A 21,458-nucleotide genomic window follows, 5' to 3' on the forward strand; every position below is an offset into this window, starting at 1 on the left:
CTTGTCCTGGCGATGGTCGTTGCGCTCTGCGCAGCCTCGCCGGCGTTCGCCGTTGAACCGATCAAGATCGCCCGCGACGACGTGGCGCTCGACCTCTCGCGTGCCTTCGATCTGTACCCGAATCAAGGCGAGAATTTCCAGGTCTCGACAGCCCCCGGCCCCGACGGTATCGTAAGGCGCATCGAGGTGGAAGCGAAGGATTCGCGCTCGAGTGGCGACTGGGCCGTGTTCGCGCTCGCCAACACCACCGACCAACAGCTCGACCGGCTGATCGTGGCGCCGCATTTCCGCCTGGTGAATTCCGGCATCTTCTGGCCCGATCTCGGCGCGACACGTATCGCCGCGATCACGCCCAGCGAAGGCTTCGCGCTCGACCGCCAGACCAGCCCCGATGCCGACGTGTTCCGGGTGACGCTGAACCCCGGCACTGTGGTCACCTTTGTCGCCGAGCTTGCCTCTCCGAAACTGCCGCAGGTCTATCTGTGGGATCCGGAATCCTACAAGGACTCGGTCAATTCCTATACGCTGTTCCGCGGCATCGTCATCGGCATTGCCGGCCTTTTGGCGTTGTTCCTGACCATCCTGTTCGTCGTCAAGGGGACCTCGATGTTCCCGGCCACGGCAGCGCTTGCCTGGGCGGTGCTTGCCTATATCTGCGTCGATTTCGGCTTCCTCAACAAGATCATCGAGATATCGCCCGGCAATGAACAGATGTGGCGCGCCGGAACCGAGGTGGCGCTGGCGGCGACCTTCGTTGTGTTCCTGTTCGCCTATCTCAACCTCAACCGCTGGCATGGCCATTTCAGCTACGGCGCGCTGGTCTGGATCCTCGGTCTGCTCTTGATCGCCGGCGTCGCCATCATCGATCCTGCGGTGGCGGCCGGCATTGCCCGCATCTCGTTTGCAGCCACGGCGCTGACCGGCCTCGGACTGATCATCTTCCTTGGCATTCGTGGTTACGATCGCGCGATCATGCTGGTGCCGAGTTGGGTCATGGTCTTGCTGTGGCTATGCGGGTCGTGGATGGCGATCACCGGAATGCTCGACAACGATATCGCCCAGCCGGCGCTGGGCGGCGGCCTGATCCTGATCATCCTTCTGATCGGCTTCACCGTCATGCAGCACGCCTTTGCCGGCGGTGGCGCCCATCAGGGCCTGTTCTCCGATCTCGAACGGCAGGCGCTCGCCGTCGCCGGATCGGGCGACATCGTGTGGGACTGGGACGTGCTGCGCGACCGGGTCGTCACCAAGCCGGATGTCAGCCTACAGCTTGGCCTTGCCCCCAACAGTCTTGGCGGCGCGGCCCGCAACTGGCTGCCGGTGCTGCATGCCGACGACCGCGACACCTTCCGCACCACGCTCGACGTGGTGCTGGAGCACCGTCGCGGCCGCGTGGCACAGAATTTCCGCCTGCGCGGCGCCGACGGGCACTATCACTGGTTCTCGCTGCGCGCCCGCCCGGTGATTGGCTCGGACGGCGAGGTGATCCGCTGCGTCGGCACCATGGTCGACGTCACTGAGCAAAAGAAATCCGAGGAAAGGCTGCTGCACGACGCCGTGCACGACAATTTGACCGGCCTGCCCAACCGCGAATTGTTCATGAACCGGCTGGAGGCGATCATCTCGATCGCCCGCACCGAGGACAAGGTGCGCCCGACCGTCTTCGTCATCGACATCGACCGCTTCAAACAGGTCAATGACGGCCTCGGCATCTCCGCCGGGGACACCATCCTGCTCACCATCGCACGCCGCCTGCATCGGCTCTTGAAGCCCAAGGATTCGCTGTCGCGCTTTGCCGGCGACCAGTTCGCGCTGATGCTCCTGTCGGAACAGGATCCGGCCCGTATCGCCGCTGTGGCGGACGCCATCAAGCACGCCATCAACAACCCGATCACATTCGCCAAGCGCGAGATCGTGCTTACCGCCTCGATCGGGCTGATCACCTGGACGACGGCGCAGACCTCGTCCGAGGACATGGTCAAGGACGCCGAGCTTGCCATGCACCAGGCCAAGCGCTTTGGCGGCGACAGGATCGAGCCGTTCCGGCCGGCCTTCCGCACCGTCGGCACCGACCGGCTGCAGTTCGAATCCGACCTGCGCCGCGCCATCGAGCGCCGTGAATTCACCCTTGCCTACCAGCCGATCGTGCGGCTGGAGGATGGCAGCGTCGCCGGCTTCGAGGCGCTGCTCAGGTGGGACCATCCGCGTCGCGGCATGATCCCGCCGGGCGATTTCATTCCGGTGGCCGAAAGCTGCGGGCTGATCGTGCAGCTCGGCCTGTTCGCCATGCAGCAGGCGGCAGAGGACCTGGCGACCTGGCAGAAGCAGATCGGCGACGCGCCGCTGTCGGTTTCGGTCAACCTCTCCAGCCGCCAGTTGATCCGCCGCGACCTGGTCAGCGACGTGCGCTCGGTCATCGCGCGCGCCAATCTGAAGCCGCGCTGCTTCCGCCTCGAACTCACCGAGTCGCTTGTGATGGACAATCCGGAGCAGACCGCGCATGTGCTGACAAAGCTGAAGCAGCTCGGGATCGGGCTGTCGCTCGACGATTTCGGCACCGGCTATTCGTCGCTGTCCTATCTGACGCGTTTCCCTTTCGACACGATCAAGATAGACAAGAGCTTCGTCGACGACGCGACGCCGAAGCGCGCGGTGCTGCTCAAATCCATGGTCAACATGGCGCATGAGCTTGGCCTGTCGGTCGTGGCGGAAGGCATCTCGGACGAGAGCGATGCGCTGGAGCTGCGCCAGATGGGCTGCGAATATGTGCAGAGTTTCATGTTCGGCGCGCCGATGCCCGGCGACCAGGTGCTGAAGACGCTGAAGGAACAGTACCCGCTTACGCAGGCGTGATCACGCGTGGCCGGCCGCCAGGCTGAGATGCGCGAGATCGATGCCGATCGAAGCGAGGATGCGGTCGTATTTGCGCTCGATATCGGTGTCGAACAAGAGCTCCGGCGTCGCCGGACAGGTCAGCCAGCCATTCTCGGCGATCTCGCTTTCCAGCTGCCCGGCGCCCCAGCCGGAATAGCCGAGCGCCATCAGCGCATGCCGGGGCCCTCTGCCGGACGAGATGGCGCGCAAGATGTCGACGGTGGCGGTCAGGCAGATGTCGTCGGAGACGCTGAGCGAGGATTCCACCCGGTAATCGCCGGAGTGCAGGACGAAGCCGCGGCTGCGGTCCACCGGCCCGCCGTTGCGCACGACGAAGTCGCGCGCATGCGCCGGCAAGCGGATCGCCTCCTGCTCGTTCATGATGCCGAGCTGCACCAGAAGGTCCGGAAACAGCATCTGCTGCGTCTGGTTGATGATCAGGCCCATCGCGCCCTCGTCGCTGTGGGCGCAGATGTAGATGACTGAGCGCGTGAAGCGGTCGTCCTTCATGCCGGGCATGGCAATCAGGAACTGATCGTCGAGAAAACCGCGTCCGGCGGTCGTCTTCTTGTGGCGCAACAAGTCCATGGAAGGGAGGGTAACCCGTTTCCGGGGCGCCGAAAAGATGCGCGACGCGCGATTTGAGGGTTGGCTGCCGCCGTAGAATTCGCCGCTCACTTGCGGGCGGCGTGCACGATCTCACGCAAATATGATACCGAAAGGCTCATGACATCATTGCGCAGCCACGAACTGACGATCAAATCACTGCCATGCGAAGCCTGAAGATCCTGCTGCTCTGCTCCGCCGTTGGACTGGGAATGAGCGTTCCCGCATCGGCCTCCTCGTCGATCTGGTACAACAGCGAAGGCGGCAAGGTGCGGCTTGTGACCAGCGGCAAGCCCGACGAGGCCGGGCGTGTCCAGGGCGTGCTCGAAATCGCACTGAAGCCTGGCTGGAAGACCTATTGGCGCGATCCAGGCGACGCCGGCGTGCCGCCGCAGATCGACATTTCGCCCAGCACCAACATTACGAGCGCCGCAATCTCGTTTCCGCCGCCGCAACGCCACGACGACGGCTACGGCAAATGGGCTGGCTACGATCATCCGGTTTCACTGCCGGTGACCTTCATGCTGTCGGCCGCCGACCAGCCGGCCGTCATTGTGGCCGATGTCTTCCTCGGCATCTGCGAGACGATCTGCATTCCCGTGCAGACGCGGCTGAGCCTCGACCCGGCTTCCGATGCGGACAATGTGAAGGACACTGCGCAGGTGCAAGGGGCATTCGCGGCGCTGCCGGCGCCATCAAGGCCCGATTTTGGCGTCAACGTGCTGCCCGGCGACCACGAGACGCTGGTCGTCGAGGCGAGCTTCCCCGGCGACCCGCAAGCGGCCGACTTCTTCGTCGCCGGCGAGCGGGACTATATGTTCGGCGCCCCGATGCGCAGCGAAAAGGACGGCAAACTGGTGTTCACGGTGCCGATCCTCGACCGGCCATCGACCACGCCGACCGACGGCGGGCTCCATTACACGCTGACCAGCGCCGAGGGCGCTGTCGAGGGTCTGCTGCCGTTTCCGTGACACTCCAATTGGTGCGCAGTTGGAGAGATCCTTTGCTCCAGGCGCGCCAGCGGTTGCGGACGGCATCCGAGTTCGCTATCGCAAGGGAAACATCCTGCCACACTTCCCACCCCATATCGAACGAGGTATTCAATGATCTCCGTTGGCGACAGACTGCCCGATGCGACCTTCAAGACGATGACCGCCGACGGTGCCAAGCCGATCACGACAGCTGACCTCTTCGCGGGCAAGAAGGTCGTGCTGTTCGGCGTTCCCGGCGCCTTCACGCCGACCTGCAGCAACAACCACCTGCCCGGCTATCTGGAAAACCATGACGCCATCCTGGCGCGCGGCGTCGACACGATCGCCGTGGTCTCCGTCAACGACGTGCATGTCATGGGTGCCTGGGCGCGCTTCAGCGGCGGTGAGGACAAGATCCTCTATCTGGCCGACGGCAGCGGCGATTTCGCCAAGTCGGTCGGTCTCGACAATGACCTTTCCGCAAACGGCATGGGGCTGCGCTCGAAGCGTTTTTCGATGATCGTCGAGGACGGCAAGGTCACCGCTCTCAACGTCGAGACCAAGCCCGGCGTCGACACGTCGGGTGCCGCGCACATCTTGGAACAGCTCTAGCACTGGACCGGGCCGACCCGGACCAGACATTGCCAAGGATCGCGCCCGGCCGCGCTTGATGTTTCTTGCCTTCGGGGGACCTGACCGATGTTCGATGTAATCTGGCGCAGTGTGGCGATCGGCATCGGCGCGACGTTGCTGATGGATATCTGGGCTGTTTTCCTCAACAAGGCCTTTGCCCAGCCGCGGCCGAACTGGGGGCCGGTCGGCCGATGGGTCTGGCACCTCAGGAGCAAGGTCTTCCACGACGATATCGGCGAAGCCGCGCCTTACGCGCATGAAGTGGCGCTGGGCTGGGCCTTCCACTATTTTGTCGGCATCGTCTACGGCATCATCCTGGTCGTGCTCGCGGGAACGGCGTGGCTCGCCCAGCCGACCTTCCTGCCGGCCTTCATCCTCGGCATCGTCACTGTCGGCGCCGGCTGGTTCCTGCTGGCGCCCGGTATGGGCGCCGGCTGGGCCGCCTCGAAGCGGCCAAATCCGATGCAGATCCGCGCCCTCAACCTCGTCTCTCACACGATGTTCGCGCTGGGGCTCTACGGCACCGCCCTCATGATCCGTTGAGGAGCACAGCTCTTATCCCCCGACTGATTACAATTCACCGACGGTGCGCCGCTTCATCGAGGCAACGGTGTCGATGATTTCCTGGCGCAGCGCTTCCTTCTGCGCCTCGAATTGCTCCCGCGTGATGCCTTGACCGCCGGTGGCGGTGACACCGAATTCCTCCAGCGCGAATTCGTAACGCGTTTTCCATCTGATCACATGCTCGGTCATCACCTGGGTGAGCGCCGGCACCGCGCCCGGATGCGCCGGCAGGCCGCACAATTGCGTGGTCCGCGCATCCACCGCCAGCATGATGACATTCCAGTCGTCGAAACCGATGAGATCCATCTGGGCATAGAGGAACGCGCCATGCTCGCCGTCCCAGATCGATTGATCGATGACCAGGAAGGGGGCGGCACGGCAATAGCCATGGCGTGCCGCCATATCGCGGTTGAAGGTCTCGGAGCGCTTCTGAAGCCGGTATTTGGCCGTGGCGAAGAGGGCGATGTAGTCGTCGGCCGTGCGCATTATGTTGCGCTGATCGTCCGGCGCGAAGCCGAGCTCGCGCAGCATGGAGCCGATTTTCGGATCGTCCCAGAGTTCCTTGGAGAATACGCGCGTCACGCCGTCGGCATCGGGCGTCGGACGCATCCTTTTCTTGAGCTCGGCAAAGCTGTGCTGCTGCTTGCCGAAAATCCTGCGCCCGAACATCGCCACCATGCCTTGTGCCAGGTCGATCGCGGCAGCATATGGCGCCGGGCGTAAAAGTGATTTTAACCAGAAGCCTAGACTTGCTCGCTTCCAGCCAAATCAACCATCCAGTCGCGGTGCCGGCCTGTCGATCGGCCGCCATGCGTGGACGACGCGTCGCATGCTGATTTCGTAGGCGAAATAGTTGCCACCACCCGCTGGCTGGTCCGCCTCGCGGCTGATTTCCCGCCCGGTCAGGGAAAGCAGCAGGAGCGTTCCCACGCCCCCGTGGCCCACGAAAGCAATATCGCCGGGGCCGTCGACGCCGAGCACCGCGTCGACTTCGCTCACGATACGGCGCTGGGCATCGATGGCCCTTTCCCATCCGCGAATGCTGCTGTGTGGATTGGCGAAGAATTGGTCGGCGACCGCCTCGAATTCCGGCGGCGGCAGGAAACCCGTTGCCGACCGATCGTTCTCGTGCATCCGTTCCCTCACCTCGACCGCGAGGTTCAGATGCCTTGCGAGGATCTCGGCGGTTTCGATCGCCTTGCGTTCAGCCGACGACACGACACGCCGGATCGACCCGATCCAGGGCTGGTCGAGCATTGTGGACGCTCTGGCTCGCCCGATGTCGGATAGCCCCCACTCCGGCACCGGAACGTTGGCATCGACCTGAACCTGGGGATGCGTGATGTAGTATGCGGTCGCCACGATAGAGGGTCTTCCTGCCGGGGAGCGGAGCCGCTTGCGGAATCAATAGCTCTGCGTCGAGCGCCGCGGCTTTGCCGCTGTCGGCTGCGTAGCTTGTGCCGCCGGCTGCGGTGCCACGGCAGGCCTGACGGGGCCTTTCTTGAACGGCGCCATGCCTTCGCGAGCGAGCTCGTCGGCGCGCTCGTTCTCGGCATGGCCGGCATGGCCCCTGACCCAGTTCCAGGTGACCTGGTGACGCCGGTTGGCTTCGTCCAGCGCCTGCCAGAGCTCGCCGTTTTTGACCGGCTTCTTGTCGGCGGTCCTCCAGCCGTTCTTCTTCCAGCCATGGATCCACTTGGAAATGCCGTCCATGACGTATTTGCTGTCGGTGTGAAGCTCGACCGCGCAAGGCTCCTTCAGCGCGTTCAGCGCCGAGATGGCAGCGAGCAATTCCATACGGTTGTTGGTGGTCTCGGCCTCGCCGCCCGACAGTTCCTTGGTCTTGCCATTGAATCGCAGGATGGCGCCCCAGCCGCCGGGGCCCGGATTGCCCGAGCAGGCGCCATCCGTGAAGATTTCAACATGCTTGGTCATAGCAATCCGTATTCGGAGGGAGATTTGATCGCCCGATGGAACCGCATCCGGCGGATATATTCGGTCGGGTCGCGCTTCATGACCAATCCGCCGTTGGGAATGGTCAGCCAGTCATAAAGCCGGGTCAGCATGAAGCGCAACGCCGAGCCGCGCGCCAGCATCGGCAGCGCCGCCTTCTCGTCGCCGCTCAAAGGCCGCACACTCTGGTAGCCGGCGAGCAGCGCCGTACCCTTGGTCAGGTTGAAGGAAAAGTCCTTCTCGAAGCACCAGGCGTTGAGGCAGGTGGCGACGTCATAGGCGTAGAGATCGTCGCAGGCGAAATAGAAATCGATCAGGCCGGACAGTTTCTCGCCGAGGAAGAAGACATTGTCGGGGAAAAGGTCGGCATGGATGATGCCTTCCGGCAGGTCCTTCGGCCAGTTGCGCTCGAAATCGGCGAAATCGGCATCGACCTCGGCTGCCAAGCCGGGCTCGACCTCGTCGGCCCGGTCGCGCGAGGCGTCCCACAATTTGCGCCAGCCGTCGATGGCGAGGGCATTCGGCCGCCGCAAGGCAAAATCCCGGCCGGCGAGATGAAGTTCGGCCAGCGCCTTGCCGACTTCGCCGCAATGCGCCGCCGTCGGCCGCCGCAGCGACAGGCCTTCGAGGAAGGTGATGATGACGGCGGGCCGGCCGGAGAGCTGGCCGATGACGGTGCCGTCGTGCGCGGTGACCGGCAGCGGGCAGGAAATGCCCTTTCGCGCCAGATGACCCATCAGGCCGAGGAAGAACGGCAGGTCAGCCTTGTCAACGCGCTTCTCATAGAGCGTCAGGATGTAGGAGCCGCTGGTGGCGTGCAGCAGGAAGTTGGAATTCTCGGTACCTTCGGCGATGCCCTTGTAGGACAAGAGTTCGCCGACCGGATAGGCCTTCAGGAACGCGCCAAGCTCGCCCTCGCTGACATCGGTATAGACGGCCATGGGCGCTTCACGCGGCTCCGTTGACGAAGGCCATGTCGGCCGCCGTCAGTTCGACATCGCGCAAAACCCGCATCACCGGAAAGTCCTCCGTTTCGGTCGCCGTCACCGCCAGCTCGATCGTCACGTCGAAGCGCTGCCGGAAGGCATCGATGATCTCATCGACAATGATCTCCGGCGCCGAGGCGCCCGCCGACAGGCCGAGCGTCGAGATATTGGCGATGTCGTTCCACGGAATCTCGGCGGCGCGCTGCACGAGAAGCGACATCGTGGCGCCGGCGCGTTCGGCGACTTCGACGAGACGCCGCGAATTGGAGGAGTTTGGGGCGCCGACGATCAGATAGAGATCGGCGCCGGCGGCGGTCTCCTTCACCGCTTCCTGGCGGTTGGTAGTGGCATAGCAGATCGATTCGGCGGCCGGCGCGTGCAACTCAGGAAAGCGCTCCGTGAGCGCGCGGATGATGCCAGCGGTGTCCTCGACCGACAGCGTGGTCTGGGTGACGAAGCCGAGTGCCGCCGGGTCGGCGGGCTCGAAAACGGCGGCGTCGGCCTCGGTCTCGATCAGAGTGACGGCGCCGTCCGCCAGCTGGCCCATGGTACCGATCACCTCGGGGTGGCCGGCATGGCCAATCAGGAGCACATGGCGGCCGAGGCGCTGGTGGCGCATCGCCTGCTTATGCACCTTGGACACCAGCGGACAGGTGGCATCGAGGTAGAACAGGTTGCGCGCCTGGGCATCCGCCGGCACCGATTTCGGCACGCCATGCGCCGAAAAGACGACCGGCGACTTCCGATGCTCGGGAGGGATCTCGGACAACTCCTCGATGAACACGGCGCCCAGGCTCTGCAGCCCCTCGACGACATAGCGGTTGTGCACGATCTCGTGGCGGACGTAGACAGGCGCGCCGTATTTTTTCAGTGCCAGCACGACGATCTGGATGGCACGGTCGACGCCGGCGCAGAAGCCGCGCGGCTGGCAGAGCCTGATCGTCAGCGGTGGCTTTGTCTGAAGCATGATTGCGGACCGGTTGATCGGAGCTCGGAACTTAAGGCGCGAAATGAGGTGCGCGCCCCTGCCCTGTCAAGGGCGACGACAGCAATCACCCTGCTTTCGCCGGGCGGCGGAGCCTGAAAAGCAGGACGCCGGCAAGGGCGGCGGCAAGGCCGTACCAGGTGACGGCATATTGCAGATGGCTGTTCGGCAGATCGATAACGGTGACGCCGCCGACCGGCAGGCCGCCGGGGTTCGGCGTCTTGTCGGCGTCGATGAAGAACGGCACCAGGCCGGCGCCGGCGGGCAGGCCGGCGCTCGACGCCATGGCGCCGCGGTCCTTCCAGTAGAAGATGTTCTTGGCGAGATCATTGTCGGGCAGCATCATCGAGGGCTTCGCCGCCAGCGGGTTGCGGGCGAGCCCGGTTACAGTCACCTTGCCGGCGACCTCGCCTTGCGGCCGCTTGGCCGCATCCTTCAGGTCGTAGGGAACGAAGCCGCGGTTGATGAGCACGAAACGACCATCGTCGAGCTGCAACGGCGTGAAGACGTCGAAGCCGGAAGCGCCCTCCCAGGTGGCGAAGAAATGCCGTTCGCCGTGGTGCAGGAAGGTGCCGGTCACCGTCACGGGCGTGTAGTCGACGTCAGCCGTCGCGGCGAACTGCTTTTCGAGCTCGGCCAGCGGGCGCGGCGCCGAATGCGTGCGCTGGTCGATGGTCTGGAGCAGGCCCTCCTTCCAGTGCAGGCGCTGGACCTGCCAGGTGCCGAGCCCGACCAGGATGACGAACAGAGCCAGCGCAAGGATCAGCAGCAATGCCCGCCTGGGCCGGGACCTGCCTGCCGTCAGAGCGGATGCCTCGCTCATTCGCCGTGGTCCAGCCTGCCTTCGGCGGCCTTGTTGCGGTATTGCAGCGTCAAGAGCACGCCCTTGATCAGCCTGAGCGCCGTCAAGCACAGCACCAGCGCCAGCGGTATCCATAGCAGCAGGTGGACCCAGAGCGGCGGCCCGAGCGTCACCTCCATCCACAACGCCAGGCCAACGATGATGAAGCCGATGATCAGGATGACGAACACGGCGGGGCCGTCGCCGGCATCGGCAAAGGAGTAGTCGAGGCCGCAATTGACGCAGCGCTTGCCGACGCTGAGGAAGCCGGAAAACAGCTTGCCCTCGCCGCAGCGCGGGCAGCGGCCGTGCAGGCCAGCCGAGATCGGTTCGATGGGTGGCCAGATCGCCTTGTCGTCACTCATTGCTTGATCTCGATAGGTGTGCCAGCAGCCACCATCGTCCAGATTTCATCCATGTCAGAGTCCGTAACCGCAATGCAGCCATCGGTCCAGTCGACCAATTGAAGCAGCCACCCCAGCCAGCCAAAACCATTTGGCTGGCCGTGGATCATGATCATCCCGCCGGCGTCCACGCCGCGAGCCTGTGCCGCCGCGAGATCGTCGGCGTTCGGATACGAGATGTGGATCGATTTGTAGGCCGCGCTGTTTGCGTTACGCCAGTCGAGAACGTAGCGCCCCTCCGGTGTTCGCTCGTCGCCCTCCTGGTGTTTGTGGCCAAACGGCTCACTGCCTAGCGCGATGCTGAAACTGCGAAGGATCTTGCCGCCTTCGCCGATCAGCTCAAGTCGCCGCTCCGCCTTTTCAACCCGGACCAGATAGACCTGCTGGCCTGCAAGCGCAGGGAAAGACCAGACCATGCATGCGCAGACTGCACAAGGAATTCTCGCCAACATCGGCTACCGATGGCCGGCCATTGCGCCGAAAAGAAGAAGGCGGCCACGTCGCCGCAGCCGCCTCGTCACATTTCCTCGGACTGCAATCAGTGGGCTTCGATCATCGCGCCGTTCGAGGCCCAGACATAGACCGCGCTGAACAGGAACAGCCAGACCACGTCGACGAAGTGCCAGTACCAAGCTGCCGCCTCGAAGCCGAAATGTTGTTTCGGGGTGAAATCGCCCTTGATGGCGCGTATCAGGCAGACCAGCAGGAAGATGGTGCCGATGATGACATGGAAGCCATGGAAGCCGGTGGCCATGAAGAACGTGGCGCCGTAGATGGAATCCTTGAAGCCGAACGGCGCGTGCATGTACTCGTAGGCCTGCACCATGGTGAACAGCATGCCGAGCCCGACGGTCAGCACCAGGCCGTTGATCAGCCCCTTGCGGTCGCCATGGATGAGCGAATGGTGCGCCCAGGTCACCGTTGTGCCGGACAGCAGCAGAATGATGGTGTTGTAGAGCGGCAGGTGGAACGGGTCGAGGACCTCCATGCCCTTCGGCGGCCAGACGCCGCCGGTGAAGGCGGTGCGGGCATATTGCTGCGTCTCGCCCGGAAACAGGCTGGCATCGAAGAAAGCCCAGAACCAGGCGACGAAGAACATCACCTCGGAGGCGATGAACATGATCATGCCGTAGCGCAGATGCAGCGACACGACGCGGGTGTGATGGCCCTCATGCGCTTCCTTGATGGTGTCCGACCACCAGGCGAACATGGTGTAGATCACGATCAGGAGGCCGATGAAGAATAGCCAGGGATTGGCGATGTTATGGCCGAAGATCGGGAAGCTGCCGGCCTTCAGGTACTGCATCAGGCAGACGCCGCCGATGGCGGTCACCAGCGCGCCGACGGAGCCAAGGAACGGCCACGGGCTGGGGTCGACGAGATGGTAGTCGTGCTGTGGTTTTGCGTGTGCGTCTGCCATATCAACCCCCGAGGCTTGCTTCGGTATTCGGAACTTTGTTGGTGCTTTGGGCCGGCGCCGACGATGCGACGGGCTTGTTCTTGTCGACCGGGAACATGGTGTAGGACAGGGTGATGGTCTTCAAGTCCTTCAGTTCCGGCACGTCGACGATATCGGGATCTACATAGAACACGACCGGCATGTCCAGCGATTCACCGGGCTTCAGCGTCGTGTCGGTGAAGCAGAAGCACTCCACCTTGTTGAAGTAGGGACCGGCCAGTTCCGGCTGCACGTTGAAAGTGGCGCGGCCGGTAAAGGGACGGTCGAACTTGTTGGTGGCGCTGTAATGTGCCTCCACCGTCTCGCCGATCTTGATGGTGACCGAGCGGGCGACCGGCTGGAACTCCCACGGAACGCCAGCGGTGTTGGCATCGAAGCGGACGGTGATGTCGCGGTCGAGCACGCGGTCGGCATATTGCTGAGTGGCGCGCTTGACAGTGCCGCCATAGCCGGTGGCCTGGCAGAACATGGTGTAGAGCGGCACTGCGGCATAGGCCATGCCGATCATGCCGGCAAAGAAGGCGATGCAGACGCCGGCGACGACGCGGTTGGTGTTCTTCTTGGTGGGGTCGGTGATTGTTTCGCGCGCCATCGTCACATCGTCCCCGAGAGGTTGTGGCCGAACTTCACAATGGTGGCGATATAGAAGATGACGACGAGCACCGCCAGCGCAACGCCGATGGCGACCGAGCGGCTGCGCCGTGCCTTCTGCTGGCGTTCGGTCAGCGTGACGAGCTCAAGGTTCTTGTCGGCCACGATCAAATCCCCCCCATGGCGAGCGCGCGCCCGACCACGCAGTCGGCGAGGTAGGCGGCGAAGATGGCGAAGAGGTAGAGCAACGAATAGGCGAACAAAGCCTTGGCCGGCTTCATGGCGCGATCGTCGGCGGCCATGCCAAGCACCTTCCAGGCATGCCAGACGAAGCCGGCGCCAAGCACGGCGGCGACGGCCCCATAGGCGACCGTGGTGAAACCGAGCGCCCAGGGCAGCACTCCGACGGGCGCCAGGATGAGCGAATAGGCGAAGATCTGGCGCCTGGTGGATGCCTGTCCGGCGACATTCGGCATCATCGGGATGCCGGCGCGCTGATAGTCCTCGGACTTGAAGAGCGCGAGCGCCCAGAAATGCGGCGGTGTCCACAGGAAGATGATCAGGAACAGGATCAGGCTTTCCAGGCTGATATTGCCGGTCACTGCCGCCCAGCCGATGACGGGCGGGATGGCCCCGGCGGCGCCGCCGATGACGATGTTCTGAGGCGTCCAGCGCTTCAGCCACATGGTGTAGATGACGGCGTAGAAGACAATCGTGAAGGCCAGAAGCGCGGCCGACAGCCAGTTGACCAGCACGCCCAGCGTCATCACCGACAGCACCGACAGCACCAGGCCGAAACTCAGCGCTTCGCCAGGCGTGACGCGGCCGGCCGGAACCGGACGGTCTTTGGTCCTGGTCATCACCCGATCGATGTCGGCGTCGTACCACATGTTGAGCGCGCCGGAAGCGCCAGCGCCGATAGCGATCGACAGGATGGCGATCACCGCCAGCAGCGGATTGATGGTGACGGGCGCCGCGACCAGGCCGACAAAGGCGGTGAACACCACCAACGACATGACGCGCGGCTTCAGGAGAGCGAAGAAATCGCCCGCCGTCGCTTCCGACATGCGAAAGCCCGCTTCGTCAATCAATCTCTCGTCGACAAGGGCCATGCGTACTTAAAGTCCATCATTCCGTTGGCCAAAACCGCCGGACGAGCCGGCGGTCTCGTATTCGCGCGGAACCGCCGCCTACTTGATCTTCGGCAACTGTTCCCACTGGTGGAACGGCGGCGGCGACGGCAGCTGCCATTCGAGCGTGGTCGCACCCTCGCCCCACGGATTGGCGCCGGCCACCCGCTTCTTCTGGAACGCCTCGAACACGCCATAAAGGAAGATCACGACGCCGACGGCCGAAATGTAGGAACCGTAGGACGACACCATGTTCCAGCCGGCGAAGGCATCCGGATAGTCGATGTAGCGGCGCGGCATGCCCGACAGGCCGAGGAAATGCTGCGGGAAGAAGATCAGGTTGACGCCGACGAAGGTGACCCAGAAGTGGGTGTTGGCGATGACGGGCGAGTACATGTAGCCGGTCATCTTCGGGAACCAGTAATACCAGCCGGCGAAGATGGCGAAGACGGCGCCGAGCGACAGCACGTAGTGGAAGTGCGCGACGACATAGTAGGTGTCGTGCAGCGGGCGATCGAGACCGGCATTGGCGAGCTGGACGCCGGTGACGCCGCCCAGCGTGAACAGAAAGATGAAGCCGATCGCCCACAGCATCGGGGTCTTCAGCGAGATCGACCCGCCCCACATTGTGGCGACCCAGGAGAAGATCTTCACGCCCGTCGGCACCGCGATGACCATGGTGGCGAAGACGAAGTAGCGCTGCGTGTCGAGCGACAGGCCGGTCGTGTACATGTGGTGCGCCCAGACGATGAAGCCGACGGCGCCGATCGCGACCATGGCATAGGCCATGCCGAGGTAGCCGAACACCGGCTTCTTCGAGAAGGTCGAGACGATGTGGCTGACGATGCCGAAGCCCGGCAGGATCAGGATGTAGACTTCCGGGTGACCGAAGAACCAGAACAGGTGCTGGAACAGGATGGGGTCACCGCCGCCATCCGGCGTGAAGAAGGTGGTGCCGAAATTGCGGTCGGTGAGCAGCATGGTGATGCCGCCGGCCAGGACCGGCAGCGACAAAAGCAGCAGGAAGGCGGTGATCAGCACCGACCAGGCAAACAGCGGCATCTTGTGCAGGGTCATGCCCGGCGCGCGCATGTTGAAGATGGTGGTGATGAAGTTGATGGCGCCGAGGATCGAGGAGGCGCCGGCGATGTGCAGCGACAGGATCGCCAGATCCATGGCGGGCCCGGGCTGGCCGGATGTCGACAGCGGCGGATAGATCGTCCAGCCGCCGCCGACGCCAAAGGCGCCCGGCGCGCTCGGCACGAACATCGAGGTGAGCAGTAGGATCAGGGCCGGCGGCAGCAGCCAGAAGGAGATGTTGTTCATGCGCGGGAAGGCCATGTCCGGCGCGCCGATCATGATCGGCACCATCCAGTTGGCGAAGCCGCCGATCAGCGCCGGCATGACCATGAAGAAGATCATAATCAGCGCGTGTGCGGTGGTGAAGGCATTGTACATGCTCTTGCCGCCGTCGAGCGCCGCGTCGCCGTTCATGCCGTAGACCATCTGCGCCAGACCGGTGAAGATCTGGATGCCCGGCTCCTGCAGCTCCATGCGCATGACGACCGACAGCGCGCCGCCGATGATGCCGGCGCAGATCGCGAAGATCAGATAGAGCGTGCCGATGTCCTTGTGATTGGTCGAATAGACCCAGCGGACCCAGCCATGATAGGGCTTGTGGTCGTGATCGTCGTGAGCTGCAGCCTCTGCCATGTTCCGCTCCATTCCCTGATCTTTCCTGGCCGCGGCATCAGTTGCCGGCAGCCGCTACCTTGTCTTGAGCATCAACCTCGGCCATCAGCGCCTTGTTGGCGCCGGGCAGGTCGGTCTTGGCTGCGGCCAGCCAGGTGTTGTACTGCGCGTCGGAGACGACGCGGATGGCGATCGGCATGAAGGCGTGGTCCTTGCCGCACAGCTCCGAGCACTGGCCGTAGTAGAGGCCTTCCTTCTCGGCCTTGAACCAGATCTCGTTGATGCGGCCGGGCACGGCGTCGGTCTTGACGCCGAAGGACGGCATGGCGAAGGCATGGATCACGTCGGTCGCCGTCACCAGGACGCGGGTCATGGTGTTGACCGGCACGACCAGTTCGTTATCGACGGCGAGCAAGCGCGGATAGAGCTTGCGGTCTTCCTTGCCGGCGGCGGCGCGGTCGGCGTCCTGGAGGATAGCGGAGTTGAAGGAGAGCGTCTTGTCGAGCTGGTATTCGTAGTCCCAGTTCCACTGGTTGGCGGTCGCCTTGAGCGTCAGCTTGGCTTCCTCCGGCGGCGTGTACTGCGCGGTGAGCAGCTGGAACGAGGGGATGGCCAGGCAGAGCAGGATGACAACCGGCCCGACCGTCCAGATCACCTCGATCAGCGTGTTGTGGCTGGTGCGCGACGGCACCGGATTGACGCTGGCGCGGAACTTCAGGATGCAATAGGCGAGCAGGAACAGCACGAACAGCGTGATCGGCACGATGAACCACAGCGTGTAGTGCTCGAACCAGGTCACCTGCCGCATGATGTCTGTGACGGCGGGCTGGAAGGTCATCTCCCAGGGCTGCGGCTGGGCCGCATGGGCGGATGCGCCGGCAAAGACAGCGACGGCGGCAGCGGCGCTTGCTAGGAATTTTCTCATCGCCCTCATCATCTCCCATTTTCTCGCGGCCGTATGCGCAAGAATATCGAATAGCGCCGGGACGGGAATCCCGGACAGTCCCAAGGCTGGTTCAAACCATACTCTAATTGCCTCCGCAAGAAAGGAGCGGAGGAAACCGTGCGGCATTTTTGCGCGCAAGTGCGACCACGCCTTCGGGACGGCAAAGCGGCCTCTGCCGATCACCGGCGCGTGATCGGCAGTGAACGCTCCGGACCCGCATGCCGCGTGGTCGCAATTCGGGCGAATTTGGCTTGGAAAAGCGCTGAATTGCCCATGTCCGGGCGGGCTGGCGGCGGTCTCGTCCTTTACTTGGCTGTCGCTCGGCTTCAAAGTGCCGTGATTCGCAATGGAGCCGTCATGAGACTCTGGCTTTCGAGAACCTTGGCGAAGGTCATCTTTCTCGCCGCCTTGCTTGGCGCCTGCCTGTCCGGCACGGGCGCATCGTACGCCGCACAAGCCAATGCCGCGCAGCAGCCGAGCGGCACTGTGCGCTCGACGCATGGCGCTTGGTCGATCATCTGCGACACGCCGGCCGGCGCGACGTCGGAGCAATGCGTGATGATGCAGAACGTCGTCGCCGAGGACCGGCCGGAGATGGGGCTGTCGGTGGTCGTTTTGCGCACCGCCGACAACAAGGCGGAGATCCTGCGTGTGCTGGCCCCGCTCGGCGTTCTCCTGCCCAACGGGCTTGGCCTCAATGTCGATGGCAAGGACATCGGGCGGGCCTATTTCGTACGCTGCTTCCAGGACGGCTGCTATGCCGAGGTGATCCTCGAAAAGCCGCTCCTCGACACGCTGAAGACCGGCACCTCGGCCACCTTCATCGTCTTCCAGACGCCGGAAGAAGGCATCGGCATTCCTGTCGACCTCAAGGGTTTCGCCGACGGTTTTGCCGCGCTCCCCTGATCCTAGCCGGGCAGGCTGCGACGACGGCGGTGGCCTGACACCGGTGTGATCGGGGCTGTTGCCGATTGTCTCGGCGCGCCTTCGCCCCTACATGGGGGAACGACCAATCCTCCCGCGGACGGACCTGCCATGAACAGCCTGATCGGCCAATTCGACATTTCCGGCGATCGCCTGAAGAAGATCGTCGCCGAGACCATCAACGGCGCCGACGATGGCGAACTGTTCCTCGAATACAGCGAAAGCGAGGCGCTGATGTTCGACAATGGCCGGCTGAAGACCGCGAACTTCAACACCGACCAGGGTTTCGGATTGCGCGCTGTCGCCGGCGAGGCCAGCGGCTATGCGCATTCGAGCGATCTTTCGGAAGCCTCGCTGCTGCGCGCCGCGGACGCCGTCTCGGCGGTCAAGGGCGGCTATTCCGGGACGCTCGCCGCGGCACCCGCCCGCACCAACCGCCATCTCTATGGCGAGGAAAACCCGATCCCCTCGCCTTCCTTCGAAGCCAAGGCGAAGCTTCTGCAGGAGATCGATGCCTGGCTGCGCGCCGAGGATCCGCGCGTGCGACAGGTGACGGCTTCGCTGGCGGCGTCCTGGCAGCATGTCGAGATCGTGCGCGCCGACGGCCAGATGGTGCGCGACATCCGCCCGCTGGTCAGGATCAACGTCGCGGTCGTGGTCGGCAGCGGCGACCGCCAGGAGAGCGGCTCCTACGGCATGGGCGGCCGCAAGAGTTTTGGCGAATTCCTGGTCGAGGAGAGCTGGAAGCACGCCGCCAAGGAGGCGTTGCGCCAGGCGCTGGTCAATCTAGAGGCCGTGCCGGCGCCGGCCGGCACATTCGACATCGTGCTGTCCAGCGGCTGGCCTGGCGTCATGCTGCACGAAGCCGTCGGCCACGGACTGGAGGGCGACTTCAACCGCAAGAAGACTTCTGCCTTCGCCGGGCTGATGGGCCAGCAGGTGGCGGCGAAAGGCGTCACCGTCGTCGACGACGGCACGCTACCCGAACGGCGCGGCTCGCTGACCGTCGACGACGAGGGCACGCCCTCGGCGCGCAACGTGCTGATCGAGGACGGCAAGCTGGTCGGCTACATGCAGGATCGCCAGAACGCGCGGCTGATGGGCATGAAGGCGACCGGCAATGGAAGGCGCGAAGGCTATGCGCACCAGCCGATGCCGCGCATGACCAACACCTACATGACCGCCGGCGAAATGCAGCCGGAAGAGATCATCGCCTCGGTCAAGAACGGCATCTATGCCGTCTCCTTCGGCGGCGGCCAGGTCGACATCACGTCGGGCAAATTCGTGTTCGGCTGCACCGAGGCGTACATGATCGAGGACGGCAAGGTAACGCAGCCGATCAAGGGCGCGATGCTGATCGGCAACGGGCCGGACGCCATGCACCGCGTCACCATGGTCGGCAACGACATGAAGCTCGACAACGGCATCGGCATGTGCGGCAAGGCCGGACAAGGCGTGCCGGTGGGTGTCGGCCAGCCGCATCTGAGGATGAACCAGATGACGGTGGGCGGCACCAGGGTTTGAGCGATTACCGCCTTCGCTTCGGCTTCTCCAGCAGCGCGACGGCCTCGACATGCGGCGACCACAGGAACTGGTCGATCGGCGTCACGCTCTTCAGCGTGTAGCCGCCGTCGATCAGGATGCGCAGATCCCGCGCCAGCGTCACCGGGTTACAGGATACGGCGGCCACCAGCGGCACGTCCGAGCGGGCGATCTGCTTCGACTGATCCTCGGCTCCCGCGCGCGGCGGATCGAAGACCAGGCCGTCGAAGGCATTCAGCTCCTTGAAAGTCAGCGGCCGCCGGAACAGGTCGCGGCGCTCGCTGGTCACCCGCTTCAGGCCGCTGGCGAAGCGGAAGGCGCGGTCGAGCGCGGCAAGCGCCGGCGCATCGCCTTCGACGGCATGGACCTCCGACTTGGCGGCCAGGCGCAGCGCGAAGCTGCCGCAGCCGGCGAACAGGTCGGCGACCTTCTTGGCGCGCGACAGGTGCTGGCCGACCAGCTCGGCCATGGTCCGCTCGGCGGCTTCGGTCGCCTGCATGAAAGCGCCGGGCGGCACGGCTACGGCGACCGATCCAAACTGCACCACAGGCTTCTTCGGCTCGACGACGATCTCACCATCGACCGATAGTCTGGCCAACCCCTCGGCGGTGACGAAATTCGACGCGATGCGGCGCTGATGATCGCCGAGCTTGCCTCCGTCCTGGACCGCGACATCCAGACCGGATGCGGTCACGGTGACGGTCATGTGGAAGGCTTTCGAAGTGGCGCAGACCAGGTCGGCCAACGCCCGCAGGCGGCCCAGCGCGGCAACGATCGCCGGCAGCGAGATCGGGCACTCCTCGATCGGAATGATCTCCGAGGAGAGCGCGCGCACGAAACCAAGCAGCATGCCGGCCTCGGTGCGCCGGGCGCTGAAGACGACCCGGCGACGCGTCTCGGGCGCGCATGGCACCACCGCGGCGACTTCGCAAGCGATGCCCTTGGCCTTCAATGCCTGCACAACCTTGTCGCGCTTCCACTGGCGGTAGGCTTCAGCCTCGAAATGCTGCAGCGCGCAGCCGCCGCATTCGGTGAAATGCCGGCAGGCCGGATCGATCCTGAGCGGCGATGCCTCCAGCACCGACATCAGCGTGGCGCGGTGTTTTTCGCGCGCGGCGGTGACCGTCTCGCCCGGCAGCGTGAAGGGGACAAAAACCTCGCCGCCGTCGGCCTCGGCAATGCCGTCGCCCTGCGAGCCAAGCCTGGCGATGGTGAAACGCGCGCTCATTTTTCATCCTTGATGGCGGCGAGCAGGAACTCGCGGTTGCCGTCGCCGCCCTCGATCGGCGATGGGTGCCGCCCCAGCACGCGCCAGCCGGGAACGCCGCCAAGCCAGTCGCCGAGCAGGCCGGCGATGCGTTCGGCGTCAGCCTGATCCCTGAGCAGGCCGCCCTTGCCGATCGCCTCGCGGCCGGCCTCGAATTGCGGCTTGACCAGAAGCAGCGCCCTGGCGCCATCCCCGGCGAGGGCAAGCGCCGGCGGCAGCGCCAGCTTCAGCGAGATGAAGCTGACATCGCAGACGATGAAATCGGGGACAACGCCGCCCAGGTCGGCGGACGAGAGATCTCGGGCATTGAGGCCCTCGATGGCCGTGACGCGCGGATCGCCTGAAATCTCCGGATGCATCTGGCCGTGGCCGACATCGATCGCGGTGACGTGCGCGGCGCCGCGCTCGAGCAGCACCTGGGTGAAGCCGCCGGTCGAGGCGCCGATGTCGAGCGCTTCGCTGCCGGTGGGGTCGAGGCCGAACCGGTCAAGGCCGGCGATCAGCTTCAACGCCGCGCGCGACACGTAACGTTGCGCCGGATCATCGATGGCGATGTGGCAATCGTTCAGGACGCCCTGGCCGGGCTTGCGGGCAACAGCACCGTCGACCGTCACGGTGCCGCGCTCGACGGCGTCGCGGGCGCGCGAGCGGCTGGCGAACAGGCCGCGCTGGACGAGCAATTCGTCGAGCCGCTGGCGAGGACTGGCTGGCAATGCGGAGTTCATCGGCCTTCCTTGGCGAAAGCCGGTCGCGAAGGCAAGGACATTGGCACAGGGCACTAGAAGATGGTTCGCGAGACCGGCCGCTCGACAGCCGGCGCCAGGCCGTCATTGGCATTGCCAGAGGCCTGCCGGCGTAGCGGATCGACCGGCACCGCCGGGAGAGTGTCGGGCAGGACGACCAGTTGTGGAACCTGCTTGTAGGAAAAGCCGCCGCGGATATCGCCGATCTTGCCGGCGACAATGTCCATCACCGCCTTTTCGAGGGTGCGGTCGTAGCGCGTCTCGGCCCTCGCCGGCGCAGCGGCCAGCGCCAAAAAGGCGATGCCGCACACAAACCTGTTCATGGTCGTTGCCCCGTGTCCCTGGGA

General features: G+C 64.4%; 24 protein-coding genes. 6 read left to right on the forward strand and 18 right to left on the reverse strand.

The window, feature by feature from the left end; genetic code table 11:
• The first annotated feature begins 12 nt into the window (after window positions 1-12).
• Window positions 13-2,853, forward strand: a complete 2,841-nt coding sequence (locus EJ073_RS11915) for an EAL domain-containing protein (protein ID WP_126059180.1) — start codon at window positions 13-15, stop codon at window positions 2,851-2,853.
• Here the strand turns inward: EJ073_RS11915 and EJ073_RS11920 are convergent, their stop codons facing one another.
• Entirely contained in the window at window positions 2,854-3,462 is a 609-nt protein-coding gene (locus EJ073_RS11920) for a YqgE/AlgH family protein (RefSeq protein ID WP_126055907.1), read from the reverse strand.
• A gap of 182 nt (window positions 3,463-3,644) precedes the next feature.
• Between EJ073_RS11920 and EJ073_RS11925 the strand changes: the two genes are divergently transcribed.
• From EJ073_RS11925 to EJ073_RS11935, 3 genes are all read left to right on the forward strand, one after another.
• The gene (locus EJ073_RS11925; RefSeq protein WP_126055908.1) at window positions 3,645-4,451 is read left to right on the forward strand and encodes a protein-disulfide reductase DsbD domain-containing protein; all 807 of its coding nucleotides are present in this window, start codon (window positions 3,645-3,647) and stop codon (window positions 4,449-4,451) included.
• Between the two features lie 132 nt (window positions 4,452-4,583).
• A complete protein-coding gene (locus tag EJ073_RS11930; RefSeq protein WP_126055909.1) occupies window positions 4,584-5,063 on the forward strand; it encodes a peroxiredoxin in 480 nt (159 codons plus the stop codon).
• An 87-nt stretch (window positions 5,064-5,150) separates the two neighbouring features.
• Entirely contained in the window at window positions 5,151-5,627 is a 477-nt protein-coding gene (locus EJ073_RS11935; protein WP_126055910.1) for a DUF2938 domain-containing protein, read from the forward strand.
• A 27-nt stretch (window positions 5,628-5,654) separates the two neighbouring features.
• On the opposite strand, the gene EJ073_RS11940 is transcribed toward EJ073_RS11935, so the two are convergent.
• From EJ073_RS11940 to coxB, 14 genes are all read right to left on the reverse strand, one after another.
• Complete coding sequence (locus EJ073_RS11940; protein ID WP_126055911.1) at window positions 5,655-6,326, reverse strand: hypothetical protein; 672 nt, start codon at window positions 6,324-6,326, stop codon at window positions 5,655-5,657.
• A gap of 90 nt (window positions 6,327-6,416) precedes the next feature.
• Window positions 6,417-7,010 carry a histidine phosphatase family protein gene (locus tag EJ073_RS11945; RefSeq protein ID WP_126055912.1) on the reverse strand — a complete coding sequence of 198 codons (594 nt, stop codon included), beginning with the start codon at window positions 7,008-7,010 and terminating at the stop codon, window positions 6,417-6,419.
• 42 nt (window positions 7,011-7,052) lie between these two features.
• Window positions 7,053-7,583 (reverse strand): ribonuclease HI, encoded by a 531-nt coding sequence (gene rnhA, locus EJ073_RS11950; RefSeq protein ID WP_126055913.1) that lies wholly within the window; start codon window positions 7,581-7,583, stop codon window positions 7,053-7,055.
• Window positions 7,580-8,542, reverse strand: a complete 963-nt coding sequence (locus tag EJ073_RS11955) for a homoserine kinase (protein ID WP_126055914.1) — start codon at window positions 8,540-8,542, stop codon at window positions 7,580-7,582. The genes rnhA and EJ073_RS11955 overlap by 4 nt, the downstream gene beginning before the upstream one ends.
• A gap of 7 nt (window positions 8,543-8,549) precedes the next feature.
• A complete protein-coding gene (gene ispH / locus EJ073_RS11960; protein ID WP_126055915.1) occupies window positions 8,550-9,554 on the reverse strand; it encodes a 4-hydroxy-3-methylbut-2-enyl diphosphate reductase in 1,005 nt (334 codons plus the stop codon).
• A gap of 85 nt (window positions 9,555-9,639) precedes the next feature.
• Window positions 9,640-10,395, reverse strand: coding sequence for an SURF1 family protein (locus EJ073_RS11965; protein WP_189347301.1), 756 nt, complete (start codon window positions 10,393-10,395; stop codon window positions 9,640-9,642).
• Window positions 10,392-10,778 carry a DUF983 domain-containing protein gene (locus EJ073_RS11970; RefSeq protein ID WP_126055916.1) on the reverse strand — a complete coding sequence of 129 codons (387 nt, stop codon included), beginning with the start codon at window positions 10,776-10,778 and terminating at the stop codon, window positions 10,392-10,394. Before EJ073_RS11970 ends, EJ073_RS11965 begins: the two co-directional genes overlap by 4 nt.
• The gene (locus tag EJ073_RS11975) at window positions 10,775-11,233 is read right to left on the reverse strand and encodes a L,D-transpeptidase family protein (protein ID WP_348627258.1); all 459 of its coding nucleotides are present in this window, start codon (window positions 11,231-11,233) and stop codon (window positions 10,775-10,777) included. Before EJ073_RS11975 ends, EJ073_RS11970 begins: the two co-directional genes overlap by 4 nt.
• A 122-nt stretch (window positions 11,234-11,355) precedes the next feature.
• On the reverse strand, window positions 11,356-12,237 hold the full coding sequence (locus EJ073_RS11980; protein ID WP_126055918.1) for a cytochrome c oxidase subunit 3: 882 nt from the start codon (window positions 12,235-12,237) through the stop codon (window positions 11,356-11,358).
• Window position 12,238: 1 nt separating this feature from the next.
• Window positions 12,239-12,868: a cytochrome c oxidase assembly protein gene (locus EJ073_RS11985; protein ID WP_126055919.1), complete on the reverse strand. Its 630-nt coding sequence runs from the start codon at window positions 12,866-12,868 to the stop codon at window positions 12,239-12,241.
• A 2-nt stretch (window positions 12,869-12,870) separates the two neighbouring features.
• Window positions 12,871-13,032 carry a hypothetical protein gene (locus EJ073_RS11990; protein WP_126055920.1) on the reverse strand — a complete coding sequence of 54 codons (162 nt, stop codon included), beginning with the start codon at window positions 13,030-13,032 and terminating at the stop codon, window positions 12,871-12,873.
• Between the two features lie 2 nt (window positions 13,033-13,034).
• A complete protein-coding gene (locus EJ073_RS11995) occupies window positions 13,035-13,979 on the reverse strand; it encodes a heme o synthase (RefSeq protein ID WP_126055921.1) in 945 nt (314 codons plus the stop codon).
• Between the two features lie 78 nt (window positions 13,980-14,057).
• Entirely contained in the window at window positions 14,058-15,710 is a 1,653-nt protein-coding gene (ctaD, locus tag EJ073_RS12000) for a cytochrome c oxidase subunit I (protein ID WP_126055922.1), read from the reverse strand.
• A gap of 37 nt (window positions 15,711-15,747) precedes the next feature.
• Window positions 15,748-16,614, reverse strand: a complete 867-nt coding sequence (gene coxB / locus EJ073_RS12005; protein WP_245455551.1) for a cytochrome c oxidase subunit II — start codon at window positions 16,612-16,614, stop codon at window positions 15,748-15,750.
• A gap of 378 nt (window positions 16,615-16,992) precedes the next feature.
• On the opposite strand from coxB, the gene EJ073_RS12010 reads away from it, so the two are divergent.
• A complete protein-coding gene (locus EJ073_RS12010; RefSeq protein ID WP_126055924.1) occupies window positions 16,993-17,541 on the forward strand; it encodes an invasion associated locus B family protein in 549 nt (182 codons plus the stop codon).
• Window positions 17,542-17,670: 129 nt separating this feature from the next.
• Window positions 17,671-19,083, forward strand: coding sequence for a metalloprotease TldD (gene tldD, locus EJ073_RS12015; RefSeq protein WP_126055925.1), 1,413 nt, complete (start codon window positions 17,671-17,673; stop codon window positions 19,081-19,083).
• A 4-nt stretch (window positions 19,084-19,087) separates the two neighbouring features.
• On the opposite strand, the gene EJ073_RS12020 is transcribed toward tldD, so the two are convergent.
• From EJ073_RS12020 to EJ073_RS12030, 3 genes are read right to left on the reverse strand one after another with little or no spacing between them, the layout of a single operon-like run.
• The gene (locus tag EJ073_RS12020; RefSeq protein ID WP_126055926.1) at window positions 19,088-20,329 is read right to left on the reverse strand and encodes a class I SAM-dependent RNA methyltransferase; all 1,242 of its coding nucleotides are present in this window, start codon (window positions 20,327-20,329) and stop codon (window positions 19,088-19,090) included.
• On the reverse strand, window positions 20,326-21,093 hold the full coding sequence (locus EJ073_RS12025) for a TlyA family RNA methyltransferase (protein WP_126055927.1): 768 nt from the start codon (window positions 21,091-21,093) through the stop codon (window positions 20,326-20,328). Before EJ073_RS12025 ends, EJ073_RS12020 begins: the two co-directional genes overlap by 4 nt.
• 53 nt (window positions 21,094-21,146) lie before the next feature.
• Entirely contained in the window at window positions 21,147-21,434 is a 288-nt protein-coding gene (locus tag EJ073_RS12030) for a hypothetical protein (RefSeq protein WP_126055928.1), read from the reverse strand.
• Window positions 21,435-21,458: the final 24 nt, after the last annotated feature.

It is taken from the genome of Mesorhizobium sp. M4B.F.Ca.ET.058.02.1.1 (genome assembly GCF_003952505.1).
Taxonomy (GTDB): Bacteria; Pseudomonadota; Alphaproteobacteria; order Rhizobiales; family Rhizobiaceae; genus Mesorhizobium.

Bases quoted from the DNA above. Each gene is read 5' to 3' on its own strand.
- EJ073_RS11915 (WP_126059180.1), top strand. From the start codon at position 13: ATGGTCGTTGCGCTCTGCGCAGCCTCGCCGGCGTTCGCCGTTGAACCG.
- EJ073_RS11920 (WP_126055907.1), bottom strand. From the start codon at position 3,462: ATGGACTTGTTGCGCCACAAGAAGACGACCGCCGGACGCGGTTTTCTC.
- EJ073_RS11925 (WP_126055908.1), top strand. From the start codon at position 3,645: ATGCGAAGCCTGAAGATCCTGCTGCTCTGCTCCGCCGTTGGACTGGGA.
- EJ073_RS11930 (WP_126055909.1), top strand. From the start codon at position 4,584: ATGATCTCCGTTGGCGACAGACTGCCCGATGCGACCTTCAAGACGATG.
- EJ073_RS11935 (WP_126055910.1), top strand. From the start codon at position 5,151: ATGTTCGATGTAATCTGGCGCAGTGTGGCGATCGGCATCGGCGCGACG.
- EJ073_RS11940 (WP_126055911.1), bottom strand. From the start codon at position 6,326: ATGGTGGCGATGTTCGGGCGCAGGATTTTCGGCAAGCAGCAGCACAGC.
- rnhA (WP_126055913.1), bottom strand. From the start codon at position 7,583: ATGACCAAGCATGTTGAAATCTTCACGGATGGCGCCTGCTCGGGCAAT.
- EJ073_RS11955 (WP_126055914.1), bottom strand. From the start codon at position 8,542: ATGGCCGTCTATACCGATGTCAGCGAGGGCGAGCTTGGCGCGTTCCTG.
- ispH (WP_126055915.1), bottom strand. From the start codon at position 9,554: ATGCTTCAGACAAAGCCACCGCTGACGATCAGGCTCTGCCAGCCGCGC.
- EJ073_RS11965 (WP_189347301.1), bottom strand. From the start codon at position 10,395: ATGAGCGAGGCATCCGCTCTGACGGCAGGCAGGTCCCGGCCCAGGCGG.
- EJ073_RS11970 (WP_126055916.1), bottom strand. From the start codon at position 10,778: ATGAGTGACGACAAGGCGATCTGGCCACCCATCGAACCGATCTCGGCT.
- EJ073_RS11975 (WP_348627258.1), bottom strand. From the start codon at position 11,233: ATGGTCTGGTCTTTCCCTGCGCTTGCAGGCCAGCAGGTCTATCTGGTC.
- EJ073_RS11980 (WP_126055918.1), bottom strand. From the start codon at position 12,237: ATGGCAGACGCACACGCAAAACCACAGCACGACTACCATCTCGTCGAC.
- EJ073_RS11985 (WP_126055919.1), bottom strand. From the start codon at position 12,868: ATGGCGCGCGAAACAATCACCGACCCCACCAAGAAGAACACCAACCGC.
- EJ073_RS11995 (WP_126055921.1), bottom strand. From the start codon at position 13,979: ATGGCCCTTGTCGACGAGAGATTGATTGACGAAGCGGGCTTTCGCATG.
- ctaD (WP_126055922.1), bottom strand. From the start codon at position 15,710: ATGGCAGAGGCTGCAGCTCACGACGATCACGACCACAAGCCCTATCAT.
- coxB (WP_245455551.1), bottom strand. From the start codon at position 16,614: ATGAGAAAATTCCTAGCAAGCGCCGCTGCCGCCGTCGCTGTCTTTGCC.
- EJ073_RS12010 (WP_126055924.1), top strand. From the start codon at position 16,993: ATGAGACTCTGGCTTTCGAGAACCTTGGCGAAGGTCATCTTTCTCGCC.
- tldD (WP_126055925.1), top strand. From the start codon at position 17,671: ATGAACAGCCTGATCGGCCAATTCGACATTTCCGGCGATCGCCTGAAG.
- EJ073_RS12020 (WP_126055926.1), bottom strand. From the start codon at position 20,329: ATGAGCGCGCGTTTCACCATCGCCAGGCTTGGCTCGCAGGGCGACGGC.
- EJ073_RS12025 (WP_126055927.1), bottom strand. From the start codon at position 21,093: ATGAACTCCGCATTGCCAGCCAGTCCTCGCCAGCGGCTCGACGAATTG.
- EJ073_RS12030 (WP_126055928.1), bottom strand. From the start codon at position 21,434: ATGAACAGGTTTGTGTGCGGCATCGCCTTTTTGGCGCTGGCCGCTGCG.